Source organism: Polaromonas sp. P3_C2, from assembly GCF_056402675.1.
The window spans coordinates 1-16,169 of sequence record NZ_JBFUGX010000020.1; the positions used below are offsets into that span (position 1 = coordinate 1).

Annotated in this window: 21 protein-coding genes; 16 read left to right on the forward strand and 5 right to left on the reverse strand. The window is 63.1% G+C overall.

Features of this window, described 5'->3' with window-relative positions; all coding sequences use genetic code 11:
- Positions 1-161: 161 nt before the first annotated feature.
- Entirely contained in the window at positions 162-683 is a 522-nt protein-coding gene (locus AC1DWI_RS01970; protein ID WP_477671480.1) for an N-acetyltransferase family protein, read from the reverse strand.
- Between the two features lie 183 nt (positions 684-866).
- Here AC1DWI_RS01970 and AC1DWI_RS01975 point away from each other — a divergent pair, with 183 nt between their 5' ends.
- Both AC1DWI_RS01975 and AC1DWI_RS01980 read left to right on the forward strand, forming a co-directional pair.
- Positions 867-1,463 carry an LURP-one-related family protein gene (locus AC1DWI_RS01975; protein WP_457279198.1) on the forward strand — a complete coding sequence of 199 codons (597 nt, stop codon included), beginning with the start codon at positions 867-869 and terminating at the stop codon, positions 1,461-1,463.
- A gap of 42 nt (positions 1,464-1,505) precedes the next feature.
- A complete protein-coding gene (locus AC1DWI_RS01980; protein ID WP_477671479.1) occupies positions 1,506-1,817 on the forward strand; it encodes a 2Fe-2S iron-sulfur cluster-binding protein in 312 nt (103 codons plus the stop codon).
- On the opposite strand, the gene AC1DWI_RS01985 is transcribed toward AC1DWI_RS01980, so the two are convergent.
- The gene (locus AC1DWI_RS01985; protein WP_477724305.1) at positions 1,757-2,452 is read right to left on the reverse strand and encodes an N-acetyltransferase family protein; all 696 of its coding nucleotides are present in this window, start codon (positions 2,450-2,452) and stop codon (positions 1,757-1,759) included. The genes AC1DWI_RS01980 and AC1DWI_RS01985 overlap by 61 nt on opposite strands.
- Before the next feature lie 49 nt (positions 2,453-2,501).
- On the opposite strand from AC1DWI_RS01985, the gene AC1DWI_RS01990 reads away from it, so the two are divergent.
- From AC1DWI_RS01990 to AC1DWI_RS02030, 9 genes are all read left to right on the forward strand, one after another.
- Positions 2,502-3,434 carry a LysR family transcriptional regulator gene (locus AC1DWI_RS01990; protein ID WP_477724306.1) on the forward strand — a complete coding sequence of 311 codons (933 nt, stop codon included), beginning with the start codon at positions 2,502-2,504 and terminating at the stop codon, positions 3,432-3,434.
- 34 nt (positions 3,435-3,468) lie between these two features.
- Positions 3,469-4,566 (forward strand): M14 family zinc carboxypeptidase, encoded by a 1,098-nt coding sequence (locus AC1DWI_RS01995; RefSeq protein WP_477671476.1) that lies wholly within the window; start codon positions 3,469-3,471, stop codon positions 4,564-4,566.
- 1 nt (position 4,567) lies between these two features.
- Complete coding sequence (locus AC1DWI_RS02000; RefSeq protein WP_477671475.1) at positions 4,568-5,320, forward strand: alpha/beta fold hydrolase; 753 nt, start codon at positions 4,568-4,570, stop codon at positions 5,318-5,320.
- A gap of 149 nt (positions 5,321-5,469) precedes the next feature.
- Positions 5,470-5,919: a hypothetical protein gene (locus tag AC1DWI_RS02005; RefSeq protein ID WP_477671474.1), complete on the forward strand. Its 450-nt coding sequence runs from the start codon at positions 5,470-5,472 to the stop codon at positions 5,917-5,919.
- A 165-nt stretch (positions 5,920-6,084) separates the two neighbouring features.
- Positions 6,085-6,873: a c-type cytochrome gene (locus AC1DWI_RS02010; RefSeq protein ID WP_477671473.1), complete on the forward strand. Its 789-nt coding sequence runs from the start codon at positions 6,085-6,087 to the stop codon at positions 6,871-6,873.
- Entirely contained in the window at positions 6,870-8,156 is a 1,287-nt protein-coding gene (locus AC1DWI_RS02015; protein WP_477671472.1) for a c-type cytochrome, read from the forward strand. The genes AC1DWI_RS02010 and AC1DWI_RS02015 overlap by 4 nt, the downstream gene beginning before the upstream one ends.
- 194 nt (positions 8,157-8,350) lie before the next feature.
- Complete coding sequence (locus AC1DWI_RS02020; protein ID WP_477671471.1) at positions 8,351-8,926, forward strand: DUF4166 domain-containing protein; 576 nt, start codon at positions 8,351-8,353, stop codon at positions 8,924-8,926.
- 30 nt (positions 8,927-8,956) lie between these two features.
- Positions 8,957-9,340: a hypothetical protein gene (locus AC1DWI_RS02025; RefSeq protein WP_477671470.1), complete on the forward strand. Its 384-nt coding sequence runs from the start codon at positions 8,957-8,959 to the stop codon at positions 9,338-9,340.
- Positions 9,341-9,404: 64 nt separating this feature from the next.
- Complete coding sequence (locus tag AC1DWI_RS02030) at positions 9,405-9,710, forward strand: hypothetical protein (RefSeq protein ID WP_477672637.1); 306 nt, start codon at positions 9,405-9,407, stop codon at positions 9,708-9,710.
- 53 nt (positions 9,711-9,763) lie between these two features.
- Here the strand turns inward: AC1DWI_RS02030 and AC1DWI_RS02035 are convergent, their stop codons facing one another.
- On the reverse strand, positions 9,764-11,008 hold the full coding sequence (locus AC1DWI_RS02035) for an MFS transporter (protein WP_477671468.1): 1,245 nt from the start codon (positions 11,006-11,008) through the stop codon (positions 9,764-9,766).
- A 333-nt stretch (positions 11,009-11,341) separates the two neighbouring features.
- On the opposite strand from AC1DWI_RS02035, the gene AC1DWI_RS02040 reads away from it, so the two are divergent.
- The 3 genes from AC1DWI_RS02040 to AC1DWI_RS02050 all read left to right on the forward strand — a co-directional run bounded on the left by AC1DWI_RS02040 (position 11,342) and on the right by AC1DWI_RS02050 (position 13,197).
- Positions 11,342-12,652: an NAD(P)/FAD-dependent oxidoreductase gene (locus AC1DWI_RS02040; protein ID WP_477671467.1), complete on the forward strand. Its 1,311-nt coding sequence runs from the start codon at positions 11,342-11,344 to the stop codon at positions 12,650-12,652.
- Between the two features lie 61 nt (positions 12,653-12,713).
- Positions 12,714-12,857, forward strand: coding sequence for a hypothetical protein (locus tag AC1DWI_RS02045; RefSeq protein WP_164483755.1), 144 nt, complete (start codon positions 12,714-12,716; stop codon positions 12,855-12,857).
- A 7-nt stretch (positions 12,858-12,864) separates the two neighbouring features.
- A complete protein-coding gene (locus AC1DWI_RS02050; protein WP_477671466.1) occupies positions 12,865-13,197 on the forward strand; it encodes a VF530 family protein in 333 nt (110 codons plus the stop codon).
- Here AC1DWI_RS02050 and atpE read toward each other — a convergent pair.
- Positions 13,194-13,430, reverse strand: coding sequence for a F0F1 ATP synthase subunit C (gene atpE, locus AC1DWI_RS02055; RefSeq protein ID WP_477671465.1), 237 nt, complete (start codon positions 13,428-13,430; stop codon positions 13,194-13,196). The genes AC1DWI_RS02050 and atpE overlap by 4 nt on opposite strands.
- A gap of 41 nt (positions 13,431-13,471) precedes the next feature.
- On the opposite strand from atpE, the gene AC1DWI_RS02060 reads away from it, so the two are divergent.
- Complete coding sequence (locus tag AC1DWI_RS02060; RefSeq protein ID WP_477671464.1) at positions 13,472-14,179, forward strand: pseudouridine synthase; 708 nt, start codon at positions 13,472-13,474, stop codon at positions 14,177-14,179.
- Positions 14,180-14,219: 40 nt separating this feature from the next.
- On the forward strand, positions 14,220-14,984 hold the full coding sequence (locus AC1DWI_RS02065) for an SDR family NAD(P)-dependent oxidoreductase (RefSeq protein WP_477671463.1): 765 nt from the start codon (positions 14,220-14,222) through the stop codon (positions 14,982-14,984).
- A 159-nt stretch (positions 14,985-15,143) separates the two neighbouring features.
- Here AC1DWI_RS02065 and ppk2 read toward each other — a convergent pair whose 3' ends face one another.
- Positions 15,144-16,049: a polyphosphate kinase 2 gene (gene ppk2 / locus AC1DWI_RS02070; RefSeq protein ID WP_477671621.1), complete on the reverse strand. Its 906-nt coding sequence runs from the start codon at positions 16,047-16,049 to the stop codon at positions 15,144-15,146.
- Positions 16,050-16,169 lie beyond the last annotated feature (120 nt).

Here is a 16,169-nt window from a genome sequence, read left to right on the forward strand (position 1 = left end):
CGCAGACAGCAGGGTCGCCTTTTCTTTTGCTTACTTTGCTTTTGGCGAAGCAAAAGAAAAGTGAGTTGCCGCCGGGCAACCCCCGGCCAGCAGAACTCAGCAAAAAGCGCAACGCAGGAGCAAGAACCGGCCCAAACAGAATCAGTTCAACAATCCAGCCCTCAATCAACCACCCGCTTGAGCCGGATCTCTTCCAGCTTGGCACTGCCAAAAGCCACCGTCTTGAGCGATGGCATCTCGCGCTTGAACCCCGCAGCGTGTTCATAAAAGCGCAGCGCACGCTCATTGCGCAAAAGCACCCACAGCGTGACCTGCGTGCAACCCTCTTCTTTCAGGCCCTCACGCGCGCCGTCCCACAGGGCCAGGCCTGCGCCCTTGCCCCAATGTTCTGGCAGCACATACAGCGCCCAGATTTCGCCAACAGTGGATTTGGTGCCGGCATCGCGGGAACGGTCAAAGCCGACAAAGCCCACGATCTCATCTCCGTCCGTGGCCACCAGCAGTTGCGGTTCGCTGAATTCGATGGCTTCGCGCCAGTAAGGCAGGCGTTTTTCTACCGTGATCTTGCCGAGGTAGTCCTCGGGCATGAGGTCTTTATAAGCGGCCTGCCAGGTGGCGACATGGATTTCGGCAATGGTTTTGGCATCGCGGGGCGTAGCGGGACGGACGGAATAGCTGGACATGAAAAAAATCGCTTGTGAATCGGTGCGGGAAATGATCGGGGGAGCAGAATTGTCGCCCAAATCGCCTCTCGCCCGGCAATACATTCGCTTCACGGCGGTCCGGCGGCAGGATGAATGCCCGGCCAGTGACTTTGGCGTCGGGTACATTCGTCGCACCCTAACACTTACAAGCGCTTGCACATCATGGCCCAAGGTATTCAGTTTCCCCTGCAAATGTCCTTCAAACTCATCGCCTTTGCACCGCAATTTCTGGTCAAGGACGCGCATAGCCAGCCGGTGGCGTATGTCAAACAAAAACTCTTCAAGCTCAAGGAAGCCATCACGGTTTTCACCGATGAAAAACAGGACCGGCAGCTCTACCAGATCAAGGCGGACCGGATTATCGATTTTTCAGCGCTTTATCACTTCACCGATACCCAGGGCGCGGCGCTGGGCGGCATCAAGCGTCGCGGCATGCGCTCCATGTGGAGAGCCGGTTTTGACGTGCAGGACAACGGCGTCACCCACTTCAGCATCAACGAGAAAAGCGTGATGACGCGTTTTCTTGACGGCCTATTCAGCCAGATTCCGGTGATCGGTATGTTTTCGGGCTACCTGTTCCATCCCGCCTACCAGGTGACGAGACCCGACGGCACCCTGGTGGCCGAGCTCACCAAGCAGCCCGCCCTGTTTGAGGGCCGGTTCACCGCCGAGCGGATGGCCCCCGTCAATGAACGCGAAGAGCAGCAGTTGTTGCTGTCCCTGATGACCGTGCTGCTGCTGGAACGCCTGCGCGGTTAACGCAGACGCCGGCGCAGGCAGCTACCCGTACCCGAAGCAGCGATGGACGACCCGGCCCACCCTGGCGATCCGGCGAATGCGGTTCTGTTCAGCGTCCAGCTGAACCCGGAAGGGGTGCATTTCAGCGCCTCGCCGTCCCTGCCGATCCTGCAATCAGCACTCCAGGCCGGCGTGGCGATGGACAGTTCGTGCAGAAACGGCACCTGCCGCACCTGCATCCGCCGGATGGCCAGCGGGCAGGTGGCTTACCGCATCGAATGGCCGGGCCTGAGCGCCGAGGAAAAGCAGGCGGGCTACATCCTGCCCTGTGTCGCGTACCCACTGTCGGATGTGGTGATCGAGCCGGGGGACTGAACTGCCGGTATCTGCCGTAGACCCACGGGCAAAGCCCCGGGCGACGCGGCGCCGTCGCCGAGCGCGCGCTGCATCAGCACCGTGTCCACCCACTGGCCGAACTTGTAGCCGACACAGCCCAGCGTGCCGACACGGGTAAAACCCAGCGCCTCGTGCACCCTGAGCGAGCCCGTGTTGGCGCTGTTGCCGACCACGCCCACCATTTGCCGGAAACCGCGTTGCTCGCACTGGCGGATCAGCTCACGCAGCAAGGCGCTGCCAATGCCGGCCTGGCGCATGCCTGGCGCGACGTAAATCGAGTCTTCCACCGTATGGCGATAGGCCGGCCGCGAACGATAGGCACTGCCATAGGCGTACCCCACCACCTCTGCGTTGCGGTGCGCCACCAGGTAGGGGTAGCCGCCCTGCAGGATGTCGGCGCGGCGCGACAACATCTGCGCGACGCTGGGCGGCTCCAGCTCAAACGTCGCCAGGTTGGTGGCCACGTAGTGCGCGTATATCGCCTGGATTGCCTCCATATGGCTTTCGGCACAGGGACCGATCACCAGGGAATCGCAAGTTCCGGAGGAAGGGCCGGGGCGCGTGGCATGGGGTATGGGTGTGAGGTGCATGCCGCTATGGTTGCGCAACGGCATGCATAAGTAAATATGTCAAAACTTATCAGATTGATTAGAATTTCTTTGCATGCTCAACCTGGACCACCTGCGCACCTACGCCYTCATCGTTGAAACCGGGAGCTTTTCCGGTGCGGCCGAAAGGCTGGGCCTTTCACAGCCCGCCGTCAGCCTGCAAATCAGGCAGCTGGAGCAGAAGCTGGGCGTGCGCCTGATTGAACGCGTGGCGCGCCGCGCAACGCCCACACCCGCAGGGCTTGACCTGATGGAAGAAATCCAGCATGTCAACACCGCCGTAGACGGCGTCATGGCCGCCATGGCTTCCCACTCCTCGAATGTGGCTGGCCGCATCACACTGGGCATTGGCGCCACAGCCTGCCTTTATTTCCTGCCGCAAATCCTGCGCTCATTGAGGCTGCGGTTTCCCAATCTGAGCGTGGTGGTCAGCACGGGCAACACGGCCGACTTCGTCAAGGCGGTGGAAGGCAACATGCTGGACCTGGCGCTGGTCACGCTGCCCGTCAAACGGCGCGCGCTGGCGGTGACACCGTTGTTCAACGACGAGTTTGTGGCCATCGCACCCAAGCGTGACGCCGCCATGCCCGCCAGGATCACCCCGGCCGTCCTGGCAAAGCGCGAGCTGGTGCTGTTCGAGCCGGCGGCCAACACCCGCGTGATCATCGACCAGTGGTTTCAGGATGCGGGCCACGCCCCCAAACCCATCATGGAACTGGGCAGCGTCGAAGCCATCAAGGAAATGGTGGCAGCGGGCCTGGGCTGCAGCATCCTGCCCGCAATGGCGGTCACCGGCCCAGGGCAGCATGCCGAACTCGTGGTCCACCCGTTGTACCCACGGCTGCAAAGGACGCTGGCCCTGATCATTCGCAACGACAAACCGGTGAACAAGGCCCTGCACCAGGTGATTGCTGCCATTTCACAGCGGGCGGGCGCCGAGCCGCGCCAGCCAGGTTCCCGGTCTTCACTGCAAAACAACAAGCTGTAGCACGCCTGTCAAACAACTGTGCAAGGATGGGCGGATGCTCCCTCCGCCACTGAATAGCGCTGCCGACAGCCCGCGCAGCCTTCACAGCCCTTACAGCCTCACGCCGGCGCGGGATGCGGCGGCCAGCTTTGCAGAGATGGAAGAGCTCAAGATGATCTTGCTGGCGGGCAGCGCGCACTTTGATGTGGCCGTTGCGGCCGAAGCGCATACTGCCGGCCCGTCTTTTCCCCTGTATGTGGCGGGCATCGGCTCCCGCGATCCGGCGGCGCCCGCGGTGGGCTTCTTCGGCGGCATCCATGGACTGGAACGCATCGGCACGCAGCTGGTTTTGCATTACATGCGGGCGTTGCTGTTTCGCCTGGAGTGGGACGATCTGCTGCACCGGCAACTCGAAAAGATCCGGCTGGTGTTCATGCCCATCGTGAATCCCGGCGGCATGTGGGCGCACAAGCGCGCCAACCCCCAGGGCGTGGACCTGATGCGCAACGCCCCCCACAAGGCCGACGCCCGTGTGCCTTTCCTGGCCGGCGGGCAAACCGTGAGCCCCCAGCTTCCCTGGTACTGCGGAAGGCCGGGCATGCCGATGGAAGTGGAAAGCGCGGCCGTATTGCAAGTGGTGCGGGAACAACTGGCCAGCCGGCCCTTCAGCCTGGCACTGGACTGCCATTCGGGCTACGGCTTTGAGGACAGCCTGTGGTTTCCGTACGCCAGGACGCGCCGGCTGATGCCGCACCTGCCGGAGATGTTTGCACTGCGGACCATGCTGGAGCAATCGCACCCGCACCACGCCTACAGCTTTGAGCCGCAAAGCAACCAGTACCTGCTGCACGGCGACCTTTGGGACCATGCCTATGATCGCGCCCCGGCGGAGAACATCTTTTTGCCGATGACGCTGGAGCTGGGCTCGTGGTTATGGATACGCAAGAACCCGCGCCAGCTGTTTTCGCGCCATGGAATTTTCAACCCCATCAAGGCCCACCGCACACGGCGTGTACTGCGCCGCCATGCAGACCTGCTGGATTTCCTGACACGCGCCGCATTCTCCGCACCGCGCTGGCTGCCTTCGGGCGACCAGCGCGTGCAGCTCGCACGGCTTGCCGCAGCGCACTGGCGCCCGCGCAGGGTGTTGTGACATGACCTGGGTGTTGCTCAGGGGCCTGACCCGCGAAGCGCGGCACTGGGGCGGCTTTGCACCGCAGCTTGCCGCAACATTGCCTGCCGCCGAAGCAAGCCAGACTGTGGCGCTTGACCTTCCGGGCAACGGCGTCTTTCACCGCGGCACCTCACCGCGCTCGGTGCGCGGCATGACAGACTTTGCACGGGCACAGCTATTGGCCAGCGGCCTGCAGCCTCCCTATCGGCTGGTGGCGATGTCACTGGGCGCGATGGTGGCGGCCGACTGGGCGCTGCAGTACCCGGGCGAAGTCTCGCGGCTGGTGCTGGTCAACACCAGCATGCGTCCCCACGGCCGGGTGACCGAACGCCTGCGCCCGGCCAACTGGCTGCCGCTGGCCTTGCTGGCTTTGCGCTGGGGCGATACAGACAGCGCCGAACGCATCATCCACCGGCTGACCTGCAACAACACCGCGTCGCGCGATGAAGACCTGGCCACGTGGACCCGTATCCGCCGGGATGCGCCCGTCAGCGCCGCCAATGCCTGGCGCCAGCTGGGGGCCGCAGCGGCTTTCAGCATTACCGCGCCGCCGACCTGCCCCACCCTGCTGCTGTCTTCGGCGGCCGACCACCTGGTGAACCCGCGCTGCACCTCTCGCCTGGCGAAAGCCTGGCAGGCCGCGCACCACGAACACCCTTGGGCCGGGCATGACCTGCCGCACGACGATCCCGGCTGGGTGTGCCGGCACATCGCAGACTGGCTAAACAGTTAATTTGCTATATTTTTGATAGCTGCTTTCGCCCGTCCATAAACGGCTTCAGGCACTTTTCCCCTAAGAAAAGCGGGTCTTGGCCGCAGGCAGCTGCCGGGTCCTGGAGCACTCAGGCAAAATCCAGCCTTGTCTATACAAGACAAAGCGCCATGAACAAGCCCACCCACCCAGCGACCGGCACCACGCCACCCGGCCCGACGGCCCAGGATGCCGTGGAGGCTACCGGCGCCAGCTTGCAGGGCGCGCCGGCAGACGCACCTTCTGTACGCAACAAGCGCCTGTGGGTACTGGCGCTCGGCACGGCCGCGGCCTGGCACCTGGATCCGGCGTTTGGTGAAATGGCGGAAATGATCGGCATGATTGCCTGCGCCGGCAACAAGACGCTGGCCAGGGACGCCATCATGCAGATGCGGGCGAAAGCCGACGCGCTGCGCGCGCAGATTCCCCCCTTGCCGGGCAGCGCATTGACCAAGGTGGTGCGGCGCGCTGAAGCAGCCTGCGGTGCAGTGCTGGACAAAGGCGTGCGTGTGAAGGAAGTGCAGACCAGCTGGGACCATTTTCTGGCCTGTGTCCGCGCGCTGCAAGACCCCCGCAGGTAGGGCGGCAAGCCCGGCTGCCGTCAGCCGTGCGGCCCCCGCCAGGGACTTTTGCAACGGGTCCACCGCGCCCAGCGTCCCGTCAATTTCACCGTTTTTCATCTGATATGTTTTTTGGGAGCGCAACTGATGCTGACACCGGCCGCCCATGTGCGGCATGATGGCCCCATGAACCCTAGATTTTTCCTACGCTTTTGCAAGCGTGTGCTGGCCACGCGGCTGTTGTGGGCCGGCCTTGCATTTGCCATGGCGGGTGCCGCCCAGGCAGCCCCGCCGCCGTTTGAAGACACCATCGCGCAGCGCACCATGGCCTGCACGGCCTGCCACGGGCCGCAGGGCCGGGCTGCACCCGACGGCTACTACCCGCGCCTGGCGGGAAAACCGGCGGGCTACCTGTACAACCAGCTGCTGAACTTTCGCGACGGGCGCCGCCACTACGGCCTCATGACGCAGCTGATCGAACCGCTCAGCGACACCTACCTGATGGAGATCGCGCAATACTTCTCCCAGCTCGAAGTCCCCTATCCCGCACCCCTGCCCGCTGCCGCATCACCCGAGGCCATGCGCCATGGACAGCAGTTGGCCATGCAGGGCGACGCCGCGCGCCGGCTGCCGGCCTGCGTGCAGTGCCACGGCCAGGCCATGACCGGCGTGGCGCCTGCCATTCCAGGCCTGCTGGGGCTGCCGCGTGACTACCTCAATGCACAGCTGGGCGCCTGGAAGGCCGGCCAGCGCCGCGCGCACGCGCCGGACTGCATGAAAAATGTAGTGGAAAAACTCACCCTGGAAGACATCAATGCCGTCGCCAGCTGGGTGGCGGCGCAGCCCCTGCCGGCAAGCACCAAACCAGCCACCACGCTGCCCGCGCTCGCACCCGGCGCTGTGGCCATCACCTGCGGGAGCGCAGCAGACATGCCCGCTGTACCGACTTTGCCCACCAGGAAACCGCAAAAATGAAGACCCTCCTCAAATGGGCGGTGGGCCTTTCCACCCTGGCAGCCGCCGCGGTTTTGCTGGTATGGGCCCTGAATGTGCGCGACGAAGTCGACGTGAAGGCGCCTGTGGCTAACGCGGCCCCCAGCGACAGCCTGATTGCCCGGGGCGCCTACCTGGCGCGCGCCGGCAATTGCCAGACCTGCCACACCGTGCAAGGCGGCCAGGCCTATGCGGGCGGGCGCGGCATTGCTACGCCGTTTGGCACAGTGTTCACGTCCAACCTCACGCCCGACGACAAAACCGGCATCGGCAGCTGGTCATCCGCCCATTTCTGGCGCGCCATGCACAACGGCCGCTCCAAAAACGGCCGCCTGCTCTACCCGGCCTTCCCCTACACCAGCTACACGCAGGTCACGCGCGAAGACTCGGATGCGCTGTTTGCCTACCTGCGTAGCATGCCCGCTGCGGTGCAGCCCAACCAATCCCATGCGCTGCGCTTTCCTTACCAGTCGCAGGCAGCGCTTGCGGTGTGGCGCGCCCTGTACTTCAGCCCCGGTGTGTACCAACCGGACACCGCACGCAGCGCCGACTGGAATCGCGGCGCCTACCTGGTCAAGGGCCTGGGTCATTGTGCGGCCTGCCACACCGCACGCAATGCGCTGGGCGCCAGCGACGCGGGGCTGGACCTGGCCGGCGGGCTGATCCCCATGCAGAACTGGTATGCGCCCTCATTGACCTCGCCGTATGAAGCGGGCGTGAGCGACTGGGACAGGCAACACATCGTGAGCCTTCTGAAAAACGGCGTTTCACCACGCGCCTCGGTCACCGGCCCCATGGCTGAAGTCGTCCAGCGCAGCACGCAGTATTTGAGCGATGCCGACCTCGGCGCGATGGCGCAGTTCCTCAAAGAGCTGCCGCCCTCGCACACCACGCCCCCCGAGCCGGCCACCATCAAGACGCAGGGCGAGTCGGTGGAACGCGCCGCCAAACTCTATGAACAGCACTGCGCCCAGTGCCACGGTGCCAAGGGCGAAGGCATCGCCAATGCCTACCCGGCGCTGGCAGGCAACCGCGCCGTGACCATGAGCCAGGCCGTGAACCTGGTGCAGATCGTGCTGAATGGCGGCTACGCCCCGGCCACCGCCGGCAACCCTCGCCCCTTTGGCATGCCGCCCTTCGTGCTGGTGCTGAACGACGCCGACATGGCGCTGGTGCTGACGCATGTCCGACAGTCATGGGGCAATAGGGCGAGTGAAATCACGCCGGTGGAAGTGAACCGGATACGGGCKAATACGGGGCGGTAGACGGATCACTGCGCTTCGTTGCGAAGCGGGGCGCAATGGTCGTCCTTTGAAGACAACAGGACCCGAGCCGCCAGCGCCCTTCATCTGGAGGACAGCGGCCTGCCAGCTACACACCTAAAATCACCTGCAGTGTGCAGCCCCCCCCTTCTGTTGATCCGGTTCATGGCGGAACTGCACCGCAACCGAAAGAGCGCATGTCAGCAGTCGTTGAAACCTGGTTTGGTGAGGCCTTCGCACAACTGCACCCGTTGCTCCAGGAACTTCATCGGTCTGGAGGCATGCTCTCTGGCACAGTCGAGGTTCGCCTGGGCACCGGCCTTGCAGGTTGGGCAGGCCGGCGGCTTGCGCAAAAACTTGGTGTCCCGCCTTGCGACGGGACTGCATCGATGAGCGTTTCCATTTTCAGCACTGACACCGAGCTTCACTGGAACCGTACCTTCAATAAAACCTCCACGTTTGCCTCAACCTTCACGCCGACAGGTCGTTATCCATCGGGTTACTGGGTCGAGTCATCGGGCCTGCTTCGCCTCAAGCTGGGTGTTTCCATTGTCAATGGCGGCTGGGTCTGGCGGCCCATCGGGGGCCGGCTRGCGGGCGTTCCCTTCCCTCTTTGGCTCCTGCCTCGCACGGCCGCATCGAAGTGCATCGACAACGGTCAGTATCAGTTCAAAGTAGAAGTCGGCCTCCCATTGCTCGGTACAGTGCTCTCCTATAGCGGGTACCTGGCGCCTGAATTTCCCCGTGACCCGACAAAAGCCAGGCATGGATAACACGTCCATCAGCAGCAACCATCAGGCACCATGGCACTCCAACGCAATGTTCAACAGCAGAATGCCGCCGTCAAGGCTCAGATCGAGCACGCGGCTGCACTCCAATCCTCATTGCAGGCTTGGCTTCATACGGTTCTTCTTTCGCACGGGCTTAAGCCTGCGTCCGGCCTATTGGTACAGCTCCATGAAATCCCCGAACAGGAAGGGAACCTGATGGCAGGCGTCTGGCTGACCGATACGTCGGAGTTCTGGGAATTCGAAGCCATGCTCTCGCGCGCCAATGGAGCGTTACTCGGTGTCGAAGAGTTCAGGAACGCTACTCCGTCGTTTCCGCCAACAGTCGGCGTGCCTGGGACCGGTGCCTCCTTCGGGTATCTTGCCCGCCAGGTGCTGCGTGAAATGCGTGGCGGCTAAGCTTCCATCAAGAGTTCACCTCGACAAGTCAGGTCGAGTTCATCTCAATCCTTAGGCCCCATATATGCCACTCGAAATGTTGATCGTGATTGCACTGTCACTTGTTGCATTCGCCTGCGTCTACATCCCAAAGCGCACCCCGAAACCGCGCATTCCCAAGCTGTCCGAATTTCCGGCCGGCACGGAATTCTTCGTGAAAGAATTCGACGTTCCACTTGCACAAATTCCAGGCAATGGCACTTGCGTCTGGGTGAACTGGTACGGTGGCAGGCCGCGGCCCTTCTTAGTCGAAAGGCTCAAGGTCGACAACAACTGGCCAGCCGATTCTTTTGAATCATGGGCAGCGCTGGTGGAGGCTTCACTCAAGTGATGCGTTGACTCATTCATCGAAATCTCACGATCCCGGTTTTGAAAGCGCGGACGCTAACGGTTAACCATCTTGTCCCGCCGCGACAACGACGGGAAGAGCCTGAACCACGCCGCAGCCACCAGCAGCGTCCCCACCCCACCCGCCACAACCGACCCGACCGGCCCCAGCAGCGCTGCAGTGGCGCCTGATTCAAACTCTCCAAGCTGGTTGGACGCGCCGATGAACACGGAGTTGACCGCGCTGACGCGGCCGCGCATTTCATTCGGCGTTTCGATCTGCACCAGTGTCTGGCGCACCACCACGCTGACCATATCGGCGCCGCCCGAGACGGCCAGCACCAGCAGTGACAGCACAAAGCTGGTCGACAGGCCAAACACCACCATGCACACGCCATAAAGGGCTACGGCCGACAGCATGGTCGGCCCGACGCGTCGCTCCAGCGGCCAGCGGGTCAGCACCGCGGACGTCAGCAAAGCGCCGACCGCAGGGGCACCGCGCAGCAGGCCCAGGCCCCAGGGCCCGACGTGCAGGATGTCTTTGGCGAACATGGGCAGCAAGGCCGTGGCGCCGCCCAGCAGCACGGCAAAAAGATCCAGCGACGCGGCGCCCAGCAGGGCCTTGCGCTGCCATACAAACTCCACGCCGGCCAGCAGCGTGCGCAGCGTCACCGGCTCGCGCGGCGGCGGCGCGTGGTCATAGCGCAGCACCGCGATCAGCACGCAGCCGGTGGCAAAGAGGAAGGCGCAGGTGGCATACACCGCCGTGGCGCCGGCCACAAAAATCACGCCACCCAGCGCTGGCCCGCCTATGACTGCTGCCTGCATGCCGGCCGAGCTGAAAGCCATGGCGCGCGGCAGCATGGCGGGCGGCACCAGCACCGGGGTAAGCGATTGCTGCGCGGGCATCTGGAAGGCGCGGGCCACGCCCAGCATGACCGACACTGCCAGCAACAACTCGCGCGAAGCCCAGCTGTGGTGCATTCCCCCAATTTGCCAGCCCTGTGTGGCCGCCACCAGGATCATCGCCACCGTGGCCTGCGTGACCAGGCAGGCCGCGATGATGCGCCCACGGTGAAATCGGTCGGCGACGTGTCCGGCCACCAGCGTCAGCAGCAAGGCCGGAACAAACTGGTACAGCCCCACCAGCCCGAGGTCCCAGGCGTTACCGGTCAGTTCGTACATCTGCCAGCCCACGGCGACCATCAGCATCTGGTTGCCTGTGGTGGCAAAAATCCGGGCGAACCACATGCGCATGTAGGCGCGCTGGCGGGTGAGTTCCTTGAATGAGTGTGTCGGCATGCGGCCCGAAGCTTAACAGCGCCGTACCCGCCAGGTGTGGCACGGGGCTACTCTTGAGGGGACGCTTCGGCGGTTGCAATGCTATTGATTTAATAGCTGCTTGCGCACGTCCTGTATAGCTAAATCCAGAATTAGTGCATTGACTCATCCACAGGCATGAGGGCTCTCCCCGGAGCGGGACCATTTTTACCCAAACCGGAAAACAAGCCCGATAAGCCCGCCTGCTGGCCTGAAAATTAGGCCATTGGCTTTAAGTGGGAGACCGTTTTAGGCGAAACAGGCAGTTAACATGGCGACATAACAGGGCCACCCTGGCACCAGGAGGAAGAAGTTATGCACCGCATCGTCATAGTGGGCGGAGGCGCCGGAGGGCTGGCGCTGGCCACGCAACTGGGCAAACGCCTGGGCAAAAAGGGCCTGGCCGAGGTCACCCTGGTCGACGCCGCCCGCACCCACGTCTGGAAACCGCTGCTGCACCAGCTGGCCGCCGGCAGTTTTGACACCCACGCCGAAGAAATTGAATACCTCGCGCAGGCCCGCTGGAACCACTTCAAGTTCCGTCTGGGCAGCCTGACCGGCGTGGACCGCCAGAACAAAACCCTGCAGCTGGCCGCCAGCCATGACGAAGCCGGCCGCGAGATCACACCGGCCCAGCAACTGGCCTACGACACGCTGGTGATTGCCGTGGGCAGCCAGACCAACGACTTCGGCACGCCCGGTGCGGCCGAACACACCATCAAGCTCGACAGCCCGCAGGCCGCCAAGCGCTTTAACGACCGCCTCATCAACGCCTGCATTCGCGCGCAAACCGTGCCGCGCGTGGCCGGCAGCGGTCGTCTGACGGTGGCGATCGTGGGCGGCGGCGCCACCGGGGTGGAGCTGGCCGCCGAGCTGCACGCCGCAGCGCGGGTGCTGGCCAACTACGGCTTTGACCACATCCACCCCGAAAAAGACCTGCAGATCATTCTCGTCGAAGCCGCGCCGCGCCTGCTGGCCCAGTTGCCCGAGCGACTGAGCGAATCGGCCATGCGCGAGCTGCGCAAGCTGGCCATCGAAGTGCACACCAATGAAAAAGTGGTGGAAGTCACGGCCGACAGCCTGAAGATGGCCAGCGGCAAGGTCATTTCATCGAGCATCACGGTGTGGGCCGCCGGCGTAAAAGCCTCCGACTTTCTGCGGACCCTGGGCGATGGCAACCCGCTGGAAACCAACAGGCTCAACCAGCTGGTGGTGAACGGAAACCTGCAAAGCACGGGCGACGCAAACATCTATGCCTTTGGCGACTGTGCGGCATGCCAGCAACCCGACGGCACCTGGGTACCACCGCGAGCCCAGGCCGCCTACCAGCAGGCCATGTACCTGACACGCTCACTCTCCGACCTGATCGCCGGCAAGCCGGTAGCGCCCTTCGTCTTCAAGGACCAGGGTTCGCTGGTGTCGCTGTCGGAATACTCTTCCGTCGGCAGCCTGATGGGCAGTCTCACCAAGGGCAGCTTCTTCATTGAAGGCCAGCTGGCCAAGTTCATGTACTGGGGCCTGCACAAGCAGCACCAGCTGGCGCTGGGCGGCTTCAAGAAAACCGCACTGATCACGCTGTCGGAAATGCTGGACCGCACCTATCGCCCCCGCATCAAGTTGCATTGATAATCACGGCATCCCTCTCGCGATTCTTTTATCAACCTCACTCAACCCAACGGAGAAAACCATGGCAAAAGGACAGCAAAACAACAACAAGATGGTCAAGAAGCCGAAGAAGGACACCTCGCCACCCAAGACGGTGTCTCCCGACGCGGTGCGCCCGACCATCGTGACGCAGGTTCCGCTGCGCGGCAAACTGAAGAACAAATAAGGTTTTGATGGTCGGCACTGGCGACTTGCCTGCAAACCCGCCCGGAGATGTCCTGGCTGTCGCTCCAGCACAGCCGGGCAATCCACTGCATGGCGTCAAGCTGGAAACGATCGTCACTGCGCTGTCTGACCACTACGGCTGGGAAGAGCTGGGCCAGCGCATCAACATCCGCTGTTTTACCAGCGACCCCAGCGTGGCGTCCAGCCTGAAATTTTTGCGCAAGACGCCCTGGGCGCGCGAGAAAGTCGAAAGCCTTTACCTCTTCATGCTGCGGGAAGTCAAACGCAGCAGCCCGCCGGTTCACAACTTCCCGCCGCCTAAAGCCAAGCCCCAGCCCTAGAGGGGATTGGCGAACAAGAGCATCATGGCGATGCCCACACCGATCAGGAAGTTGGCATCGATCAGGCCGGCCAGCAGGAACATCTTGACCTGCAGCGGCTCCATCAATTCGGGCTGGCGCACGGCACCTTCCAGAAATCGCCCGCCCATCGTCCCTATGCCCAGGCAGGCGCCAATGGCGCCCAGGCCGATGATCAATCCACATGCAATGGCAATGGCACCTGCGTCAGTCATGATGTCTTCTCCTTGGTTAAAAACTTTTCGTTGACTGAATCATGAAGGCCGAGCCGCCGCAGAACAATTACCCCGCAGGTAATGTCATCGACATTCCAGGTGTGAGGCTGCTACACGCCGATGAGTTCCTGCTGGTGCTGGACAAGCCTTCAGGACTGCTCTCAGTGCCGGGACGCGGCGAAGACAAGCAGGACTGCCTGAGTGCCCGCGTGCAGGCCGCCTTTCCAGACGCCCTGATCGTGCACCGGCTGGACCAGGCCACCTCGGGCCTGATGCTGATGGCGCGCGGCGCGGCCATGCAGCGGGCGCTGAGCCGATCGTTTGAAACGCGTGAGGTTGGCAAGCGCTACGTGGCGGTGGTAAGCGGCCACTTGCCCGCATCGAGTGATCCGAATGCCCCGGACGGCTGGGGCCTGATCGACCTGCCCATCATCGTGGACTGGCCACGCCGGCCGCTGCGCATCATCGATGCCGAACGCGGCAAACCCAGCCAGACCCGCTGGCGCGTGCTGGCGCATGATACGGCGGCTAACACCACGCGCGTAGAACTCGAACCTGTCACCGGCCGGTCGCATCAATTGCGCGTGCATCTAAAAGCGCTGGGCCATCCGATTTTAGGCGACGCGCTGTACGCCTCTGAAACGGTACAGGCGGCCGCGCCCCGGCTGTTGCTGCACGCCGCAGCGCTGCAGCTCACGCATCCGGCCAGCGGGCAGGCGATGGCATTTGAAAGCAAGCCCGACTTTTAGACCGCGAGCAGTTCCATGGTACCGGCGCTACCATGCAACCATGACACAAAACACCCACCTCACCCTGATCACAGGCGCCTCGCGCGGCATGGGCTTTTCCATGGCACGCCAGCTGCTCACCGCCGGCCACACGGTGCTTGGCATTTCGCGCACTGCCGTGCCCGAGCTGGAAGAACATGCGCAGCATGTCGGCGCTACGGTGCTGCAATGGGCGCATGACCTGGCGGACAGCGGCTCACTGAATGAGAAGCTGGAAAGCTGGCTCAAGGATTCACATGCCAGGGCACCCTGGACCAGCGTCACGCTGATCAACAACGCAGGCGTGATCCCGCAGATCGGCTCGCTGGACCAGATTGGCGAAGCAGACCTGGCAAGGGCGCTGCGTGTGGGACTGGAAGCGCCCATGCAAATCACCGCCGCCTTCCTGCGCGCCACCGGCGGCTGGCAGGCGCCGCGCAAGGTGCTCAATATTTCGTCGGGCCTGGGGCGCCGCGCCATGGCTTCGCAAGCGGCTTACTGCGCCGCCAAAGCCGGCATGGACCATTTCACCCGCTGCCTGGCACTGGAAGAAGCCCTGAAGCCCCATGGCGCCAAAGTCTGCTCACTCGCACCCGGCGTGATCGACACAGGCATGCAGGAGCAGCTGCGCGCAGCCGACCCCAAGGCCTTTCCGGATCGTGAGTCGTTTGTAGGTTTGAAAACGGGCGGCGTACTGACATCGCCCGAAGATGCCGCTGCGCGAATCCTCGCTTTCCTGGCACGGCCAGATTTCGGCGCCAATCCAGTAGCTGACGTGAGGGACTGACCGCTCCCACTGGTTACCAAAGAACTCTTAAACCCAGCAGGTGCCGCGGAACCGGCTTTGCCGGGCCGCAGGCGCCGCCCCCTCGAGGGGGGAACAGGCTACACGCAGTGAGCCTGGACAGGGGTGGGTCTATTTCTGAAGTGAGCCTGAACGGGGGTGTTAGTAGATTTCCGGTACCACAATGTTTTGTGGGACCGGAACGCGCACATAGTCCTCATGGCGCACCCGTTCGGGCAGCACGATGGGCGGGTGCGGGGTTTCCTGGTAGGGCATCTGCTGCAGCAGGTGGTGGATGCAGTTCAGGCGGGCTTTTTTCTTGTCGTCCGCCTGCACCACCCACCATGGGGCCTCGGGGATGTGGGTGCGGTCCAGCATGATCTCCTTGGCCTTGGTGTACTCCTCCCAGCGGCGGCGTGACTCCAGATCCATGGGGCTGAGCTTCCATTGCTTGAGCGGGTCGTGGATGCGCCCGAGAAAGCGCAGGTGCTGCTCTTCATCGGAAATGGAAAACCAGTACTTGATGAGCTGTATGCCCGAACGCACCAGCATCTTTTCAAACTCCGGCACGGTACGGAAAAATTCTTCGTACTGGTCGTCGGTGCAAAAGCCCATGACGCGTTCCACGCCGGCGCGGTTGTACCAGCTGCGGTCAAACAGCACGATCTCGCCGGCTGCCGGCAAATGGGACACATAACGCTGGAAGTACCACTGCGTGCGCTCGCGGTCGTTCGGGGCCGGCAATGCCGCCACACGGCAGACGCGCGGATTGAGCCGCTGGGTGATGCGTTTGATCACGCCTCCCTTGCCGGCGGCGTCGCGCCCTTCAAACAAAATCACCACCTTGTGGCCGGTGCTGACCACCCAGTCCTGCAGCTTCACGAGTTCGGCCTGCAGGCGGAACAGCTCACGGAAGTACTGGCGGCGGTCTTCTTTTTCCTGTGCCGCGTCCCTGGGGCTGCGGGCAGGCTGCTCTTCCCCGACAAGCTCGGCCACGGTGCGGTCTTCAATCTCCATCTCCAGCTCTTCGTCGTAGCTGTCGATCAGGTCGTTGCGGATCCGCCGCATCAATTCTTCTTCGCTTGAACTCAAGGCTCTCTCCTGCACAACCGGAAATCGGTCAAACACCCCAGCGTACCCACGGCACATGGCAGTTTGATGAAACGGCCGAAAACCGTTGTCCATATC

Bases quoted from the DNA above. Each gene is read 5' to 3' on its own strand.
- AC1DWI_RS01970 (WP_477671480.1), bottom strand. From the start codon at position 683: ATGTCCAGCTATTCCGTCCGTCCCGCTACGCCCCGCGATGCCAAAACC.
- AC1DWI_RS01975 (WP_457279198.1), top strand. From the start codon at position 867: ATGGCCCAAGGTATTCAGTTTCCCCTGCAAATGTCCTTCAAACTCATC.
- AC1DWI_RS01980 (WP_477671479.1), top strand. From the start codon at position 1,506: ATGGACGACCCGGCCCACCCTGGCGATCCGGCGAATGCGGTTCTGTTC.
- AC1DWI_RS01985 (WP_477724305.1), bottom strand. From the start codon at position 2,452: ATGCCGTTGCGCAACCATAGCGGCATGCACCTCACACCCATACCCCAT.
- AC1DWI_RS01995 (WP_477671476.1), top strand. From the start codon at position 3,469: ATGCTCCCTCCGCCACTGAATAGCGCTGCCGACAGCCCGCGCAGCCTT.
- AC1DWI_RS02000 (WP_477671475.1), top strand. From the start codon at position 4,568: ATGACCTGGGTGTTGCTCAGGGGCCTGACCCGCGAAGCGCGGCACTGG.
- AC1DWI_RS02005 (WP_477671474.1), top strand. From the start codon at position 5,470: ATGAACAAGCCCACCCACCCAGCGACCGGCACCACGCCACCCGGCCCG.
- AC1DWI_RS02010 (WP_477671473.1), top strand. From the start codon at position 6,085: ATGAACCCTAGATTTTTCCTACGCTTTTGCAAGCGTGTGCTGGCCACG.
- AC1DWI_RS02025 (WP_477671470.1), top strand. From the start codon at position 8,957: ATGGCACTCCAACGCAATGTTCAACAGCAGAATGCCGCCGTCAAGGCT.
- AC1DWI_RS02030 (WP_477672637.1), top strand. From the start codon at position 9,405: ATGCCACTCGAAATGTTGATCGTGATTGCACTGTCACTTGTTGCATTC.
- AC1DWI_RS02035 (WP_477671468.1), bottom strand. From the start codon at position 11,008: ATGCCGACACACTCATTCAAGGAACTCACCCGCCAGCGCGCCTACATG.
- AC1DWI_RS02040 (WP_477671467.1), top strand. From the start codon at position 11,342: ATGCACCGCATCGTCATAGTGGGCGGAGGCGCCGGAGGGCTGGCGCTG.
- AC1DWI_RS02045 (WP_164483755.1), top strand. From the start codon at position 12,714: ATGGCAAAAGGACAGCAAAACAACAACAAGATGGTCAAGAAGCCGAAG.
- AC1DWI_RS02050 (WP_477671466.1), top strand. From the start codon at position 12,865: ATGGTCGGCACTGGCGACTTGCCTGCAAACCCGCCCGGAGATGTCCTG.
- atpE (WP_477671465.1), bottom strand. From the start codon at position 13,430: ATGACTGACGCAGGTGCCATTGCCATTGCATGTGGATTGATCATCGGC.
- AC1DWI_RS02060 (WP_477671464.1), top strand. From the start codon at position 13,472: ATGAAGGCCGAGCCGCCGCAGAACAATTACCCCGCAGGTAATGTCATC.
- AC1DWI_RS02065 (WP_477671463.1), top strand. From the start codon at position 14,220: ATGACACAAAACACCCACCTCACCCTGATCACAGGCGCCTCGCGCGGC.
- ppk2 (WP_477671621.1), bottom strand. From the start codon at position 16,049: ATGCGGCGGATCCGCAACGACCTGATCGACAGCTACGACGAAGAGCTG.